A 15,243-nucleotide genomic window follows, 5' to 3' on the forward strand; every position below is an offset into this window, starting at 1 on the left:
GTCCACGGGCGATCCGTGTCACTCGTGGACGGGGCTTCTCCGCGTCACCTGCGCGACTCCACAGGATTCAGTTCATGGCTTACAGCATCGATCTCTCCGGCCGCGTGGCCTTCGTCACCGGCGCCTCCAGTGGCCTGGGTGCCCAGTTCGCAAAAACGCTGGCCCGCGCCGGCGCCGCGGTGGTGCTGGCAAGCCGCCGCGTCGAGAAGCTCAAGGAGCTGCGCGCGCGCATCGAAGGCGAGGGCGGCGATGCCCACGTGGTCGAGCTCGACGTGACCGACATCGGCAGCATCAAGGCGGCCGTGGCGCGCGCCGAAACCGAAGTCGGCCCCATCGACATCCTGGTCAACAACTCGGGCGTGAGCACCACGCAGCGCCTGCAGGACGTGACGCCCGACGACTACGACTACATCTTCGACACCAACGTGAAGGGCTCGTTCTTCGTCGCGCAGGAAGTGGGCAAGCGCATGCTGGCCCGCGCGAAAGGCACGGCGCCGGGCACCTACATCGGCGGGCGCATCATCAACATCGCCTCGGCGGCGGCGCTCAAGGTCATGCCGCAGATCGGCACCTACTGCATGAGCAAGATCGCCGTGGTGCAGATGACCAAGGCCATGGCGCTCGAATGGGGCCGCTTCGGCATCAACGTGAACGCGCTGTGCCCGGGCTACATCACGACCGAGCTGAACGAGGAGCACTGGGCCACCGAAGGCGGCGCCAAGCTGGTGAACATGCTGCCGCGCAAGCGTGTGGGCAAGCCCGAAGACCTCGACGGGCTGATCGTGCTGCTGGCCAGCGGCCAGAGCCACTTCGTGAATGGCGCCGTCATCGCGGCCGACGACGGGTTCGCGCTCTGACAAGGTATGAACGAACCCGCCATGCCCGCTCATCCCGCCCAGACACGCCCACTCGGCGTTGCAAATGCTCGCCGTAGCCCGAGCTATGGCTGCGCTTTGCGCCTTGATCGGGCGCGCCTGGGCGGGCTGCTCGGCCACGCCAGATTCATTCATACCTTGTGAGCCCGCGAGCCTGGATCGGCATTGCCGCCGGCTTGGCTGCGGGCGCGCTCTGGGGCCTGACCTTCGTGGCGCCGCGCATGGTGGGCCACTTCGGCATGGTGGACATCACGGCCGCACGCTTTGCGGTGTTCGGCGCCGTCTCCGCGCTGGCGGTGTTCGGGCGGCCGGCCGCCGTGCGTTGGCCGAACGGGCGGCAGGCGCTTGCGGCGCTCGGGCTCAGCGTGCTGGGCTTCAGCGGCTACTACCTGCTGCTGGCCTTCGGCATCGAGGCGGCAGGCACCGAGGTGCCCAGCCTCATCATCGGCACGATCCCCGTCTGGATGATGCTGCTCGGCCGGCCCGCGGGCCTGCGCATGCGGGCGCTGCTGCCGGGGCTGGTGCTGACCGGCGCCGGCATCGCGCTGATGGTCTGGGGCGCCTGGTCGGCGCAGCATGGCGCGGACGGCACAGGCAGCGGTGCGCGCTTCGGCTGGGGCATCGCGCTGGCGCTGGCCGCCATGGCGAGCTGGACCGTGTATGGCCTGCTCAACGCCGCCTGGCTGCAGCGGCACACCGAACTCAATGCCGCCGACTGGGCCAACTGGCTCGGCATCGCGACCGGCCTGGGCGCCTTGCTGCTGTGGGCGGTCGCGGGCAGCGACGCGGCCACGCTGCGGACACAGCCCGACGGCATGCTCTTCATCTGGATCGCGCTGGCCAGCGGCTTCGGCTCGTCGTGGCTGGCCACCATCCTCTGGAACGTGGCAAGCCAGCGCTTGTCCGCCAGCCTGTGCGGGCAACTGATCGTGAGCGAAACGCTGTTCGCCTTGCTCTATTCCTTCATCTGGGACGGCCGCTGGCCGCAGGCCACCGAGTGGGTCGCGGCGCTGTTGTTCGTCCTGGGCATCCTCGCATCCATCAAGGCGCACCGATGAGAATCGAAATCCCCGAAAAGAAGAAGTTCGTGTTTGAAATGTCGATCCCCATCCGCTGGGGCGACATGGACGCCATGGGCCACCTGAACAACGGCACCTACTTCCGCTACCTCGAAACCGCGCGCATCGACTGGGTCCGCTCGCTCGGCATCGAGCCCAAGCCGGGCGGCGAGGGCATGGTGATCGTCAACGCCTTCTGCAACTTCTATCGCCAGCTCGAATACCCGGGCGACGTGCTGCTCAAGATGTACGTGAGCGACCCGGGCCGCACCACCTTCGAGAGCTGGGCCACGATGGCGCGCGCCGAAGCGCCCGACGTGATCTGCGCGGCGGGCGGCGCCACCACCATCTGGGTCGATTTTCCGAAGCAGAAGGCGCTGCCGCTGCCCGACTGGCTGCGCGCGGTGGTGAGCGAGTAGCGCGCGATGAGGCTGAAGAAGATCCTCGCGTTCGCATCCCTCTCGCTGCTGGCCGCGGGGAGCAGCGCGCAGACCGCGGAGGCCGGCAGGAACGAGTGCCCCGCCAACGCGCCGTACCTCGGCGCCGAAGCACTGAAGGCTGCGGGCTTCGAACTCCCCGTGTTCAAGCGCTATTGCTACACCGACAAGTCCGGCAGCTACGCGCTGCTGCTCGGCGAAAAACAAGACCGGCCGTTTCACTCGGAGCAACTGTCCTCCACCGTCCAGGCCGCGCTCTACAAGGTGGACGGCGGCAAGGTGCTGACGCGTCAATGGGCGATCCGCGACTTTGCGGGCAAGGACGACGGAGGCATCAACTTCCGCTCCAAGCTCGTCGAGCTGAACGACATCGACGGCGATGGGCTGGTCGACCCCATCCTCGTGTACCGCTTCTTCCCGCTCGTCGATACCGACAGCATCAGCACCGATGACTTCTCGGGCGGCATCAAGATCGTCATCTTCCATCGGGGCAGGAAGGCGACCATTCACGCGATCACCGGCGATCTGGATGGCGACCGCAAGACCACCGCCAACAGCAACTACTTTGCGTTGCCGAAGGTGGTGCAGCAGCACCTGGTCAAGAAGATGGCGGCCATGTACAAGGCCGGGCAATTCGGCTTCGACAATTCCTACGACTTCGTGCCGAGGAAGGAAGCCGCCGGTCGCTGAAGCGCAGCCGGTGTCAGGCCGGCTGCAGCACGATGCGCGCCTCGAACCCGTGTGCCGCCCCCGCCGGCGGCGAGGCCAGTTCGAGCTTGGCCTCGTGCTTCTCGGCGATGGTGCCCACGATCGACAGGCCGAGCCCATAGCCCGTGCGGTCGGAGCCGTGCCGCACGTGGCGCTGCCGCAGTTTCTGTAGCTGCTCGGCATCGACGCCCGCGCCGGTGTCGCGCACGGCGAGCGTGCAGGGCGCCATCACCTCGATCTGCACGCGGTCGCCGCCGTAGCGCAGCGCGTTTTCCACCAGGTTGCGCAGCGCAATCGCCAGCGCGTCGACATCGCCCAGCGCCACCGGCGCCGCGCTGTCGGGCACCTTGAGCGACAGGCGTTCGTTGGTTCGCGGGTCTTGCCAGAACTCCTGCACCACGGTGCCCGCGAGCTGGACCAGGTCGACCCGCGCGCGGGCCAGCGACGCACCCGATTCGGCGCGCGAAAGCTGCAGCAGCTTTTCGGCGCGGTGGCTCAGCATCTGCAGCGCGTCGAGCGCGGCCTGCACGTCGTTGCGCTGCAGGTCGTGCTCCAGCGCGGTCTGCAGCCGCAGGCGCGCCGCGGCAAGGGGCGTGCGCAACTCGTGCGCTGCATTGGCCGCGAGCGCACGCTCGACGTCGAGCGATTGCGACAGGCGCTCCAGCAGCCGGTTGACGTGGTCGCCCACCGAGCGCAGCTCCAGCGGCAGGCCCGGCAGGGTGATGGGGCGCAGGTCGGCGCCGTTGCGCTTTGCGATTTCGCCCGCGAGCTGCTGCAGCACGCGCAGCTCGGTGCGCGCGACGTTGCGCAGCACCAGCGCCAGCAGCGGCAGCACGGCGCCCAGCGGAATGATCAGCCCGAACAGTGTGCGGTTCAGCGCCCGGCGGCGTTCGTCGAGCGGGTCGGCCACCTGGAAGTACAGGCCCAGCGTGGGGTGCCGCACGGTGTAGATGCGCCAGGTCTGGTTGTTGGCGAAGCCGGTCGCCAGCGGCACGTCGAAGGCATCGACGGGGGCTTCGGCCGAGCGCAGCAGCACATGCTCGTGAAGGTCCTCGATCTGGTACATGACCGCGTCTTCCGAGAACAGCTGCTTGGGCGCGATCAGCGGCGCGGCCGGCGGGTTGTCGTGGGTGTGCTGCAGCCGGTCGAGTTCCTGCACGGCCGTGTCGAACATGCGGTGCGACACCTCGACCAGCTCGTTGTCGAAGTTGTGGTTGATCTCGCGGTCCACGTACCAGACCACGGCGAACACGCACAGCAGCCAGACGCCGCCGACCCACATGATCAGCGTGCGGGTCAGGCGCCCGGCCAGCGAGTCGCGCCCGGGCGTGGCCCTCATTCGTCCTCGTCCGTGGAGAACGACAGGCGGTAGCCCAGGCCGCGCAGCGTCTGGATGTGGCTGCGCCCGAGCTTGCGCCGCAGGCGGCTGATGAAGACTTCGAGCGTGTTGCTGTCGGCTTCGTCGCCGAAGCCGTAGAGCGCGTCGGCCAGGTTCTCGCGGGTGTGGATGCGCTCGGGCCGGGTGGCCATGACGCGCAGCAGCGCCCATTCCTTCTGGGTCAGGGTGATGGGCGCGCCGTTCTTGCGCACCATGTCGTGGGCCAGGTCGATCTCGAGCGTGCCGAGCTGGAGCACCGGCGAACTGTTGGCGCTGCGTCGGCGTTCGACCGCGCGCAGGCGCGCCAGCAGTTCGGCCGGGTCGTAGGGCTTGATGAGGTAGTCGTCGGCGCCGGCGTCGAGCCCGCGGATGCGGTCGGTGACCTGGTCGCGCGCGGTCAGCACGATGACGATGGGGCGCTCGGGCAGGGCGCGCACCTGCGGCAGCAGCGAAAGGCCGTCGCCGTCGCCCAGGTGAAGGTCGAGAAGCACGGCCGCATACTGGACCGAAAGCAGGGCGCCGCGCGCGTCGGCCAGGCTGGGTGCCACGTCGACCACGAACGCCTTGGCGAGCAGGTAGCTGCACACCGCGTCCGCGAGGGAGGTGTCGTCTTCGACCAGCAATATCCGCACGCAATGTCCCTTTTGCAAAAAAAGAAGTCTAGCGCTGTCGAATTGCCGCCAGCTATATTGTCAGACTGCGTTCAGATTCTTCAGGCTGGGTTCATTCGGTGAACTTAGGCTTGCGGCTGTTTTCCCGTCTCGCCTTGGTTCAATGACACGTTTCCCGAATTTTCGCCTGGGGGTTCTGACCCTGCTCGCATTGGCTGCGCTGATGGGTTGGGACGCTCTGGGTTGGGATCTGCCGTTGGCGCGCCTGGCCGGCACGCCCTATGGTTTCCCCTGGCGGGAGAACCCGTTCCTGGTCCACGTCATGCACGAAGGCGCCCGCAACCTGAGCTGGATCGCCATGGTCGTGCTGTTCGTCGCGATCCGCTGGCCCTTCGGCGTCCTGCGCCGCCTGACGCGGGGCCGTCGGGCGCAACTGGCGCTGGCGGTGCTGGCCTCGGCGCTTGCCGTCAGCCTGCTCAAGCAGGCCAGCCAGACCAGTTGCCCCTGGGACCTGAAGGAGTTCGGCGGCGTGGCGCGCTATGTGTCGCACTGGGCGTGGGGCGTCGGCGACGGCGGCCCGGGCGGGTGCTTCCCGGCCGGCCATGCATCGTCGGCCTTTGCCTATCTGGCGGGCTTCTTCGTATTGCGCCGAGTGTCGCCCCGCGCGGCAGCGATCTGGCTCGGCGTGGTCCTGGTGCTGGGCCTGGCGCTGGGCGTGACGCAGCAGATGCGCGGCGCCCACTACATGAGCCACACCCTCTGGACGGCCTGGGTCTGCTGGGTCGTGGGCTTCGCCATCGACGTGGCGGTGACGCGATTCAACCCACAAACTCTGAAGCCGGTCGTGCCCGCCCATGCAGGATCTTGACGTCGCACTGTTCGGGCTGATCAACGCGGGCCGGTCGGTGCCCGCGTGGAGCTTGAGCTTCGCCCGCTTCGCCTCCGACGTCCTGCCTGCGCTGCTGGCGGTGGCCACAGGCATCGGGGCGCTGCTCGACCGCCGCTGGCGCCGCGTCTTCTTCACGGCGCTGGTCAGCGTGGTGCTGGTCTGGCTGATCGTGAACGGCGTCCGTGCGCTGTTCCCGGTCCAGCGGCCCGGTTTCTACGGCCTGGGCATCCAATGGGTGCCGCAGGGCCTGCGTCCGGGCTTTCCGAGCATGCATGCGGCCGGCACCTTTGCCGCGGCCTTCTCGCTCTGGTACCTGCCCTGGCGCACGCCGGTGGCGGTGGCCCTGGTGTTGGCCGCGGTGGTGGCATGGAGCCGCGTGTTCCTGGGGCTGCACTTTCCGTCCGATGTGCTCGCGGCAGCGGCGCTCGGTGCGCTGGTGTCGTTCGCGGTCGATCGCGGCATCAGCCGCCCGCTGGCGTTCACCATCAGCAAAAGCCCACTGGTTCGCCGGTGGTCCTCCCGCGTCAGGCGTGCCTGAACGCTTCGAATGAACCTGCAACGAACGGGTGATTCAGGCTGTTTTCAGCCACCGTTCCTACATTAGTTGGATGTCTGTTTTGCGCATTGATCCGGTACCCGTCCCGCAAGGAAACTTCTCCGAGCCCGACCCGCTGAATTCCCCCACGCCCCGTGCGCCCTGGACGCGCCTGAACCAGTGGCTCGATCGGCCACGGTCCTTGCAGTCCGTCATCCTGTGGCTCAGCCTCTATCTCGTCCTGACGGCCAACTGGCCGTTGTGGAACGAGCTGGCCCGCATCGGCGGCGCGCCCAGCACCTACCTGCCCACCATCATCGCGATGAGCCTGCTCACGCTGTGCGGCTCGGTGGCCATTCTTTCGTTCACGGCGTGGTCGCGCTGGCTGAAGCCGCTCTGGTTCCTCGTGGTCGTGCTGGCGGCCGTGGTGCAGCACTACATGCTCGCGTACCGCGTGGTGATGGACCCGAGCATGATCGCCAACGCGCTGCAGACCGACCCGAACGAGGCACGCGACCTGATGAGCTGGCGCATGGCCTTCAACGTGCTCGTGGTGACGCTGCCCGCGGGGTGGGCGTTGTGGCGGGTGCGTATCGCGCCGCAGCGGATCTTCTCGAAGCTCTGGCGCAACATGGCGCTGCTGTTGCTGGCCGTGGTCGTGGCCTTGGTCACCATCGTGTCGATGAACCGGCAGCTGGCGCCGCTGATGCGCAACAACGTGCACCTGCGCTACATGATGAACCCGATCGCGAGCCTGTATTCGACGGCCTCCGTGTTCATCAAGCCGATGTTCAAGCACAGCGGCAAGCTCATCCCCATCACCGCCGGCACCGCGCTGGGCACCAGCTATGCATCGCAGACGCGGCCGCCGCTGTTCGTGGTGGTGGTGGGCGAAACGGCGCGCGCCGACCACTTCGCCCTCAACGGCTACGCCCGCGACACCACGCCCGAGCTGGCCAAGCGCGGCGTGCTGAGCTACCGCGAAGTGCGCTCCTGCGGCACCAACACGCTGGCCTCGGTGCCGTGCATGTTCTCGCCGCTGGGCAAGGAAGGCTACGAATCGCGCAAGGACGACTACGAGAACCTCGTCGACGTGCTGCAGGCCGCGGGCCTTGCCGTGTTCTGGCTCGATAACCAGGCCGGCTGCAAGGGCGTGTGCGAGCGCATCCCCAATGCCTCGGCCTTCGCCAACCTCGATGCCGACACCAAGAAGGCGCTGTGCGATGGCGACGAATGCCTCGACGACGTGATGCTCAAGGGGCTCGACGAGCGCATCGCCGCGCTGCCGGCCGAGCGCCGCGCCAAGGGCATCGTGCTGGTGATGCACCAGATGGGCAGCCATGGCCCGGCCTACTACAAGCGCTCCGCGCCGGAGCTGAAGCGCTTCACGCCCGAGTGCAAGACCAACGCGCTGGCCGAGTGCGGCCATGCGGAGCTGATGAACGTCTACGACAACTCGATCGCGCAGACCGACCACTTCCTGGGCCAGACCATCGACTGGCTCAAGTCGCAGTCGAAGCAGTACGACCCGGCGATGCTCTACGTGAGCGACCACGGCGAGTCGCTCGGCGAGTACGGCCTGTTCCTGCATGGCGTGCCGTACAGCTTTGCGCCCGATGCGCAAAAGCATGTGCCCATGGTCACGTGGTTCAGCGAAGGCATGGCCGAGCGCCGCAAGCTCTCGAAGTCGTGCATGGAAGCGGGGCTCGATGCACCGCTCACGCACGACAACCTCTATCACACGGTGCTCGGTGTGATGGACGTGAGCACGCCCACCTACAAGCCCGCCCTCGACGCGCTGGCCTCCTGTCGCGGCAAGGGCTGAAACGGGGCTTGTTGCCTACTTCTTCTCGCGGGGCAGCCGCCCCATGAGGAAGAACTCGTTGTTCGGCTGCATGCCGCTGAAGCTCGCGAGTCGGTTGCTCAGGCCGAAGAAGGCGGTGATGGCCGCGATGTCCCAGATGTCTTCGTCGTCGAAGCCGTGGGCGTGCAGCGGCGGGAAGTCGCTGTCGTCGATCTCGTGCGAGCGGTCGCAGACCTTCATTGCAAAGTCGAGCATCGCGCGCTGGCGCGGCGTGATGTCGGCCTTGCGGTAGTTCACCGCCACCTGGTCGGCCACCAGCGGCTTCTTCTCGTAGATGCGCAGCAGCGCACCGTGCGCCACCACGCAGTACAGGCACTGGTTGGCCGCGCTGGTGGTGGTGACGATCATCTCGCGGTCGCCCTTGGTGAGCGAGCCTTCTTCCTTCAGCATCAGCGCATCGTGGTACGCGAAGAAGGCGCGCCATTCGGCGGGCCGGCGCGCAAGGCCAAGGAACACGTTGGGCACGAAGCCGGCCTTCTCTTGCACGGCCAGGATGGCGGTGCGAATGTCTTCGGGCAGGTCCTTGAGTTCGGCGAGGGGGTAGCGGGCTGCGGTCATCTTGTCTCCTGGTTTTGGCGGTCTGGCGGTGTTGAAAGGCCCCTGAAAGGGGCTGCGGCGAATCCATCATAGGCAAGCCGCTTTCCTACACGGCATGGCGGGGATCACCGCCATGATGAAGGCTCGCACCACAACAAGGCGGCCCGTCCCGCCCATAACGCGATGAAAGACGAGTCCTTTGCGGACCGGCGTGGCTTCCTGCGCCGATCCATCGCGATCGTGCCCGCCGCCACGGCCTTCGGTGCAGGCGGCATCACCGGCGTGACGCTGGCGCAAACCACCACGCCCGCCACCACGCCCGCCCCGGCACCCAACCCCGCTGCGGCAGCCCCGCCCGGCGCACCCTACACACCGGTCTACTTCAACGCCGCCGAGTGGGCGTTCATCCAGGCGGCGGTGGCACGGCTGATTCCTCCCGACGACACCGGCCCCGGCGCCATCGAGGCCGGCGTGCCCGAGTTCATCGACCGGCAGATGGAAGGCGCCTTCGGCCATGCCGCCACCTGGTACATGCAGGGGCCGTTCGTGGAGGTGTCGCCGCTCTTCGGCTACCAGAAGAAGATGCCGCCGCGCGAGGTGTACCGCGCCGGCATCTCGGCCACCGACGCGTACTGCCGCAAGCAATACAGCGACAAGGCTTTCGCGCAGCTCACCGCGGCGCAGCAGGACGAGGTGCTCCGGGGACTCGAGGGCGGTGGCATCGTGCTCGAAGGCGTGGGCGCCACCGACTTCTTCGGCTTCCTGCTGCAGAACACCAAGGAAGGCTATTTCAGCGACCCGATCCACGGCGGCAACAAGAACGCCGCCGCCTGGAAGATGATCGGTTTTCCGGGGGCGCGCGCCGACTACGCCGATTGGGTCGACCGGCCCGGCGTCAAGTACAACCTGCCGCCGGTGAGCATCGCCGGCCCGCAAGGCTGAGGGGCGCATCACCATGGCAAACATCAAGAAGCCGAGCGTCGATGCGGTGTTGGTCGGCTTCGGCTGGACCGGCGCGATCATGGGCATGGAACTCACCGCCGCCGGCCTGAAGGTGCTGGCGCTGGAACGCGGCGAAAACCGCGACACGCAGCCCGACTTTGCGTACCCGCGCATCACCGACGAGCTGAGCTACGGCATTCGCGGCAAGCTGTTCCAGAACCTCTCGCGCGAGACCGTCACCATCCGCCACACGCCGGCCGAAGTGGCGGTGCCGTACCGGCAGCTCGCGTCCTTCCTGCCCGGCGACGGCGTGGGCGGCGCGGGCGTGCACTGGAACGGCCACCACTGGCGCCCGCTGCCCAGCGACCTGCGCATTCGCAGCAACTACGAAGAGCGCTACGGCAAGAAGTTCATTCCCGAAGGCATGACCATCCAGGACTTCGGCGTGAGCTATGAAGAGCTGGAACCGCACTTCGACCAGTTCGAGAAAATCTGCGGCACCTCGGGCAAGGCCGGCAATATCCGCGGCCAGATCCAGGCCGGCGGCAACCCCTTCGAGGGCGCGCGCGCCAACGAATTTCCGTTGCCGCCACTGGCCTCGGTCAACAGCGCCAAGCTGTTCGAGAAGGCCGCGCGCGAGCTGGGCTACCACCCGTTTCCGCAGGCGGCCGCCAATGCTTCGCGCGCCTACACCAACCCGCATGGCGCGCAGCTCGGGCCCTGCAACTTCTGCGGCTTCTGCGAGCGCTACGGCTGCTACATGTATTCGAAGGCATCGCCGCAGACCACGCTGCTGCCGGTGCTGATGAAGCGGCCCAACTTCGAGCTGCGCACCAAGTCGCACGTGCTGCGCGTGAACATGTCGCCCGACGGCAAGCGCGCCACCGGCGTTTCGTACATCGACGCCGAGGGCAACGAGGTCGAGCAGCCGGCCGATCTGGTCGTGCTGTGCGCCTACCAGTTCCACAACGTGCGCCTGCTGCTGCTGTCGAACATCGGCAAGAAGTACGACCCGGCGACGGGGCAGGGCGTGGTCGGGCGCAACTACGCCTACCAGCTCAATGGCGGCGCCAGCCTGTTCTTCGACAAGGACCAGCCGATGAACCCCTTCGTCGGCGCGGGCGCCAGCGGCACCGTCATCGACGACTTCGACGGCGACAATTTCGACCACGGCCCATTGGGCTTTGTCGGCGGTGCCAGCATCAATTGCATTAACACCGGCGGCCGGCCGATCCAGCAACTGAGCCTGCCGCCGGGCGCGCCGAACTGGGGTGCGGGCTGGAAGAAGGCCGCGAAAGAAAACTACATCTACCAGGCCGGCGTCGGCAGCCAGGGCTCGGTGATGGCCTACCGCGACAACTACCTCGACCTAGACCCGACCTACAAGGACGTGCACGGCCAGCCGCTGCTGCGCATGACCTTCGACTGGAAGGCCAACGACCTCGCGATGACCCAGTTCATCGGCACCAAGGTCGAGCAGATCGCCAAGGCCATGGGGCCAAAGCAGATGAAGATGAATTTCCAGAAGGCCGGCGCGCACTACGACGTGCGCTACTACCAGTCGACCCATAACACCGGCGGCGCGCCGATGGGCACCGACCCCACCACCAGCGCCGTCAACCGCTTCCTGCAGGTGTGGGACGTGCCCAATGTGTTCGTGATGGGTGCGAGCGCCTTTCCGCAGAACTTCGGCTACAACCCGACCGGCATGGTGGGTGCGCTGGCCTACTGGTCGGCCAAGGCGATCCGCGAGAAGTACCTGAAGAACCCGGGAGCGCTGGCATGAACGCGCGGCGTGTTTCCGCGGGCGTGGCTGCAGCCGCGGCGTTGCTGTGCGTGGCCGCATGGGCTGTGGCGCAGAAGGCGGAGGAGCCGGCGCCCGCCGCCGTCACAACGACCGCAGCTGTGCCTGCAGCTGCCACCGACCCCGTGCTCGAACACGGCCGCTACCTCGCCCGCGCCGGCGATTGCGTCAGTTGCCACACCGCGCCCGGCAAGCCGGCGTTCGGCGGCGGCCTGCCGATGAAGACGCCGTTCGGCACCATCGTCTCGACCAACATCTCGCCCGACCCCGAAGCCGGCATCGGCGCCTACACCGAGGCCGAGTTCGCACGCGCATTGCGCGAAGGCGTCGCCAAGGACGGCCATCGCCTGTACCCGGCCATGCCGTACACCTCCTTCGCCCGCGTGAACGACGAGGACATGCATGCGCTGTTCGTCTTCTTCCGCAACGGCGTGCAGCCGGTGGCGCAGAAGCCGCTGCCGACGAAACTCCCGTGGCCCTTCAGCATGCGCGGGCTGATGATGGGCTGGAACTGGCTCTATCTGGACAAGGGCGTCTACCAGCCCGATGCCGCGCGCAGCGCCGAGTGGAACCGTGGCGCCTATCTGGTGCAGGGCCTGGGCCATTGCGGCGACTGCCACACGCCGCGCAGCATGCTCGGTGGCGTGAAGGCGGCCACCGACAAGAAGGGCGAGCTGTTCCTGTCGGGTGCGATCATCGATGGCTGGTACGCGCAGCCGCTGCGCCACACCGACCGGCCGACCATGGCGCAGTGGTCATCGGAAGACATCGTGCAGTACCTGCAGACCGGGCGTACCGGCCACACGGCCGCGTTCGGCGCGATGGTCGACGTGGTGCAGAACAGCACGCAACACATGTCGACGCAAGACCTGCAGGCCGTGGCCAGTTATCTCCAGTCGCTGGGCGCCAGGCCCGATGCAGCGTCCGCGCCACCCACGCCGTCGCAGGCATCGCTGGTCGCGGCCGCGCCGCAGCACCCGACGGCCCTGGCGCTGCGCAACGGCACCGTCGAGGGCAATAGCGGTGCGATGGTCTACCTGAACAACTGCAACGCGTGCCATCGCTCGGACGGCACGGGCGCCAACAAGACCTTTCCCGCGCTCGCAGGCAACAGCGTCGTGAATGCGAAAGACCCGACCTCGCTGATCCGCCTCGTGCTCGCGGGCTCGACGATGCCGAGCACCACGCAGGCGCCGTCGCCCATCGCCATGCCCGACTTCGGCTGGCGCCTGACCGACGCCGACGTGGCCAGCGTGCTGAGCTTTGCGCGTTCGAGTTGGGGCAACCAGGGCGAGGCGGTCACGGCTGCGCAGGTGGCCAAAGTGCGCGAGTCGCTGAAGCCGGTGGCGGCGGCCAAGGCGAACTGAGCGTTCCTGGCGGGCAGGGCATTCGCGTTCAGGGCGCGTGCGTGGCCAGCAGCTTCTGCGCGTCGCGCCCCGGCGGCAGGCCGAACGCGCGAGCGTATTCGCGGCTGAACTGCGTGGGGCTTTCGTAGCCGACCTCGAAGGCGGCCGAGGTGACGCTCTTCCCGCCGACGCGCAGCAGCGTGCGGGCCTGCAACAGGCGCACGCGTTTCTGGAACTGCAACGGACTCAAGGCCGTGACGGCCTTGAAATGCCGATGGAATGCAGATTCGCTCATGGCCGCCACTTGTGCCAACGTCTCGACCCGCAAGGGTTCGGCGAAGTCGCGACGAATCCGCTGGATCGCCAGCGTCACACGCGCGATGGCGCTGTCTGGGGAGGCAATGTCGCGCAGCATGGCGCCGTGCGGCCCCTGCAGAACGCGGTAGAGGATCTCGCGCTCGTACACCGGCGCCAATGCTGGAATGTCCGCGGGGCGTTCCATCAGCCGCAGCATGCGAACCCACGCATCCATCAGTTCCGGGGTGACGGACGCCACGGAGAAGCCGGCGCCGGTCTTCCCGGCGCTGGCAAATTCAGGCAAGTCGGCGATCAGGGCGCCGACCGTCGCCGGTGTCAGCGTCAGGGCGACGGCTAGGTAGGGCTCGCCGGTTTTCGCGGGCCGCACCGTGCCGACCGCAGGCAGTTCGACCGACATCACGAAGTAGCTGGCCGGCGAGTAGTGAAGGGTCTTGCTTCCTACCGTCATCGACTTGCTGCCCTGCAGGATCAGGTTGACCATCGGGTCGTACACGGCGTTCAGCTCGTGCTCCGGAATCTTGCCCTGCACCATCGCCACGCGGGGAATGCCGGTTTCCGTCATCCGGTTCCTGGCCTTCGCCGATGCCAGCCGCCGAAGCTCTTTCAGTTGTTCTTCCATGGCCGGCATCACACCGCAAAGCCAACGGCGTCGCAAGTGCGAAAGCAGGAATAGGCAGGATCGAGGCAGGAAAGGGCAGGCTTGTGAAGCGCTCGGCACCTATCGTTGATCCATCACTTTGCAGATGGAGAAAACACATGGGCGTAGTCATCATCACGGGCGCGAGCCGGGGCCTCGGCGCCAGCGCCGCCATCCACGCCGCCAGGCGCGGCATGGGCGTCATCCTGACCTACAACAGCCACCCGGCCGGTGCCGAAGAAGTCGTTCGGCAGGTCGAGGCGGCCGGCGGCAAGGCGGTGGCTCTCGCGCTGGACGTCGGCAAGGTGGCGTCTTTCTCGGCCTTTCGCGACAAGGTCGCTGCCGCGTTGAAGGCGACGTGGGGGCGAGATCGCTTCGATGCACTGGTCAACAACGCAGGCTACGGCGCCTTCAACCCGATCGAGACCGTCACCGAGGCCGAGTTCGACGGCCTGCTGAACGTGCACCTGAAGGGCCCGTTCTTCCTGACCCAGGTGCTGCTGCCGTTGATGGCCGATGGCGGCCAGATCATCAACATGACCAGCGCGACGACCCGCGTGGCAACGGCGGGCACCGCGCCCTATGCGTCGTTCAAGGGCGGGCTCGAAGTGCTCACGCGTTGCATAGCCAAGGAGTTCGGCCCTCGCCGCATTCGTGCGAACTCGGTTTCACCGGGCGCGATCCGCACCGACATGACCAGCGAGGCGCTGGACCAGAGCCCGGAGTTCGTCGAACTGCTCGCCGGACAGACGGCGCTCGGGCGCATCGGCGTGCCCGACGATGTCGGCCGCGTTGTCGCGAGCCTGCTGTCTGAAGACAATGCCTGGGTCAACGCGCAGAACATCGAAGTCGCGGGTGGCTACAGCATCTGAAACCAGGGAACAAACAACACATGCTCGATCACATCTTCCTGACGGTCAGCGACATCGCGCGCTCGGTCGCGTTCTATACCGCGGCACTCGCACCGCTCGGCATCGGCCACCAGCTCGACTACGACGGCAAGGATGGCCCGCCGGGCCACCCGGACCTGAAGGGCTTCGGCGCGGGCGGGCGCGTGTTCTTCTGGCTGCAAGAGGGCAGCGCGGACCGGCGCGCCGCGCACGTCGGCTTTGTCGGCGCCGACACGTCGCAGGTCGATGCCGCCTATGCCGCGGCCATGGCGGCCGGCGCAACCGACAAGGGCGCGCCGGGCGCACGGCTGCACTACGACCCGCGCTACTACGCGGCCAATGTGCTGGACCCCGACGGATACAGCCTGGAGTTCGTCTACAAGAGCTGGCAACACCCACCCCGGCCTTGACCGG

At 67.4% G+C, this 15,243-nt stretch carries 16 protein-coding genes; 12 read left to right on the forward strand and 4 right to left on the reverse strand.

From position 1 onward, the window contains the following. Positions 1-74: 74 nt before the first annotated feature. From BLQ28_RS03920 to BLQ28_RS03935, 4 genes are all read left to right on the forward strand, one after another. A complete protein-coding gene (locus tag BLQ28_RS03920) occupies positions 75-857 on the forward strand; it encodes an SDR family oxidoreductase (protein WP_093237224.1) in 783 nt (260 codons plus the stop codon). A 182-nt stretch (positions 858-1,039) separates the two neighbouring features. Beyond that, a complete protein-coding gene (locus tag BLQ28_RS03925) occupies positions 1,040-1,933 on the forward strand; it encodes a DMT family transporter (RefSeq protein ID WP_256327185.1) in 894 nt (297 codons plus the stop codon). Next, positions 1,930-2,352: an acyl-CoA thioesterase gene (locus BLQ28_RS03930; protein ID WP_093237225.1), complete on the forward strand. Its 423-nt coding sequence runs from the start codon at positions 1,930-1,932 to the stop codon at positions 2,350-2,352. The genes BLQ28_RS03925 and BLQ28_RS03930 overlap by 4 nt, the downstream gene beginning before the upstream one ends. A 6-nt stretch (positions 2,353-2,358) precedes the next feature. Continuing rightward, positions 2,359-3,060, forward strand: a complete 702-nt coding sequence (locus BLQ28_RS03935; protein WP_093237226.1) for a M949_RS01915 family surface polysaccharide biosynthesis protein — start codon at positions 2,359-2,361, stop codon at positions 3,058-3,060. Positions 3,061-3,073: 13 nt separating this feature from the next. Here the strand turns inward: BLQ28_RS03935 and BLQ28_RS03940 are convergent, their stop codons facing one another. Continuing rightward, positions 3,074-4,417, reverse strand: a complete 1,344-nt coding sequence (locus tag BLQ28_RS03940) for a sensor histidine kinase (protein WP_093237227.1) — start codon at positions 4,415-4,417, stop codon at positions 3,074-3,076. After that, positions 4,414-5,088 carry a winged helix-turn-helix domain-containing protein gene (locus BLQ28_RS03945; RefSeq protein ID WP_093237228.1) on the reverse strand — a complete coding sequence of 225 codons (675 nt, stop codon included), beginning with the start codon at positions 5,086-5,088 and terminating at the stop codon, positions 4,414-4,416. The genes BLQ28_RS03940 and BLQ28_RS03945 overlap by 4 nt, the downstream gene beginning before the upstream one ends. 142 nt (positions 5,089-5,230) lie before the next feature. Between BLQ28_RS03945 and BLQ28_RS03950 the strand changes: the two genes are divergently transcribed. From BLQ28_RS03950 to BLQ28_RS03960, 3 genes are all read left to right on the forward strand, one after another. Further along, on the forward strand, positions 5,231-5,935 hold the full coding sequence (locus BLQ28_RS03950; protein ID WP_093237229.1) for a phosphatase PAP2 family protein: 705 nt from the start codon (positions 5,231-5,233) through the stop codon (positions 5,933-5,935). Beyond that, positions 5,922-6,494: a phosphatase PAP2 family protein gene (locus BLQ28_RS03955; protein WP_093237230.1), complete on the forward strand. Its 573-nt coding sequence runs from the start codon at positions 5,922-5,924 to the stop codon at positions 6,492-6,494. Before BLQ28_RS03950 ends, BLQ28_RS03955 begins: the two co-directional genes overlap by 14 nt. A 70-nt stretch (positions 6,495-6,564) precedes the next feature. Next, complete coding sequence (locus tag BLQ28_RS03960; protein WP_093237231.1) at positions 6,565-8,316, forward strand: phosphoethanolamine transferase; 1,752 nt, start codon at positions 6,565-6,567, stop codon at positions 8,314-8,316. Positions 8,317-8,331: 15 nt separating this feature from the next. Here the strand turns inward: BLQ28_RS03960 and BLQ28_RS03965 are convergent, their stop codons facing one another. Continuing rightward, complete coding sequence (locus BLQ28_RS03965; protein ID WP_093237232.1) at positions 8,332-8,913, reverse strand: peroxidase-related enzyme; 582 nt, start codon at positions 8,911-8,913, stop codon at positions 8,332-8,334. A 162-nt stretch (positions 8,914-9,075) separates the two neighbouring features. Here BLQ28_RS03965 and BLQ28_RS03970 point away from each other — a divergent pair, with 162 nt between their 5' ends. The 3 genes from BLQ28_RS03970 to BLQ28_RS03980 are packed head-to-tail and all read left to right on the forward strand — an operon-like array spanning position 9,076 to position 13,005. Continuing rightward, entirely contained in the window at positions 9,076-9,834 is a 759-nt protein-coding gene (locus BLQ28_RS03970) for a gluconate 2-dehydrogenase subunit 3 family protein (protein WP_093237233.1), read from the forward strand. Positions 9,835-9,847: 13 nt separating this feature from the next. After that, positions 9,848-11,620: a GMC family oxidoreductase gene (locus tag BLQ28_RS03975; protein WP_093237234.1), complete on the forward strand. Its 1,773-nt coding sequence runs from the start codon at positions 9,848-9,850 to the stop codon at positions 11,618-11,620. Then, entirely contained in the window at positions 11,617-13,005 is a 1,389-nt protein-coding gene (locus BLQ28_RS03980; protein ID WP_093237235.1) for a c-type cytochrome, read from the forward strand. Before BLQ28_RS03975 ends, BLQ28_RS03980 begins: the two co-directional genes overlap by 4 nt. Positions 13,006-13,033: 28 nt before the next feature. On the opposite strand, the gene BLQ28_RS03985 is transcribed toward BLQ28_RS03980, so the two are convergent. Continuing rightward, positions 13,034-13,921 (reverse strand): AraC family transcriptional regulator, encoded by an 888-nt coding sequence (locus BLQ28_RS03985; protein ID WP_093237702.1) that lies wholly within the window; start codon positions 13,919-13,921, stop codon positions 13,034-13,036. Between the two features lie 137 nt (positions 13,922-14,058). Here BLQ28_RS03985 and BLQ28_RS03990 point away from each other — a divergent pair, with 137 nt between their 5' ends. Then, entirely contained in the window at positions 14,059-14,811 is a 753-nt protein-coding gene (locus BLQ28_RS03990) for an SDR family NAD(P)-dependent oxidoreductase (protein ID WP_093237236.1), read from the forward strand. Between the two features lie 20 nt (positions 14,812-14,831). Beyond that, the gene (locus BLQ28_RS03995; RefSeq protein WP_093237237.1) at positions 14,832-15,239 is read left to right on the forward strand and encodes a VOC family protein; all 408 of its coding nucleotides are present in this window, start codon (positions 14,832-14,834) and stop codon (positions 15,237-15,239) included. Positions 15,240-15,243 lie beyond the last annotated feature (4 nt).

The organism is Variovorax sp. EL159 (assembly GCF_900100965.1).
Classification (GTDB): Bacteria; Pseudomonadota; Gammaproteobacteria; order Burkholderiales; family Burkholderiaceae_C; genus Variovorax.

Coding starts and splice junctions, on each gene's coding strand:
- BLQ28_RS03965 (WP_093237232.1), bottom strand. CDS start 8,913: ATGACCGCAGCCCGCTACCCCCTCGCCGAACTCAAGGACCTGCCCGAA.
- BLQ28_RS03975 (WP_093237234.1), top strand. CDS start 9,848: ATGGCAAACATCAAGAAGCCGAGCGTCGATGCGGTGTTGGTCGGCTTC.
- BLQ28_RS03985 (WP_093237702.1), bottom strand. CDS start 13,921: ATGGAAGAACAACTGAAAGAGCTTCGGCGGCTGGCATCGGCGAAGGCC.
- BLQ28_RS03950 (WP_093237229.1), top strand. CDS start 5,231: ATGACACGTTTCCCGAATTTTCGCCTGGGGGTTCTGACCCTGCTCGCA.
- BLQ28_RS03920 (WP_093237224.1), top strand. CDS start 75: ATGGCTTACAGCATCGATCTCTCCGGCCGCGTGGCCTTCGTCACCGGC.
- BLQ28_RS03990 (WP_093237236.1), top strand. CDS start 14,059: ATGGGCGTAGTCATCATCACGGGCGCGAGCCGGGGCCTCGGCGCCAGC.
- BLQ28_RS03955 (WP_093237230.1), top strand. CDS start 5,922: ATGCAGGATCTTGACGTCGCACTGTTCGGGCTGATCAACGCGGGCCGG.
- BLQ28_RS03930 (WP_093237225.1), top strand. CDS start 1,930: ATGAGAATCGAAATCCCCGAAAAGAAGAAGTTCGTGTTTGAAATGTCG.
- BLQ28_RS03940 (WP_093237227.1), bottom strand. CDS start 4,417: ATGAGGGCCACGCCCGGGCGCGACTCGCTGGCCGGGCGCCTGACCCGC.
- BLQ28_RS03980 (WP_093237235.1), top strand. CDS start 11,617: ATGAACGCGCGGCGTGTTTCCGCGGGCGTGGCTGCAGCCGCGGCGTTG.
- BLQ28_RS03995 (WP_093237237.1), top strand. CDS start 14,832: ATGCTCGATCACATCTTCCTGACGGTCAGCGACATCGCGCGCTCGGTC.
- BLQ28_RS03935 (WP_093237226.1), top strand. CDS start 2,359: ATGAGGCTGAAGAAGATCCTCGCGTTCGCATCCCTCTCGCTGCTGGCC.
- BLQ28_RS03970 (WP_093237233.1), top strand. CDS start 9,076: ATGAAAGACGAGTCCTTTGCGGACCGGCGTGGCTTCCTGCGCCGATCC.
- BLQ28_RS03960 (WP_093237231.1), top strand. CDS start 6,565: ATGTCTGTTTTGCGCATTGATCCGGTACCCGTCCCGCAAGGAAACTTC.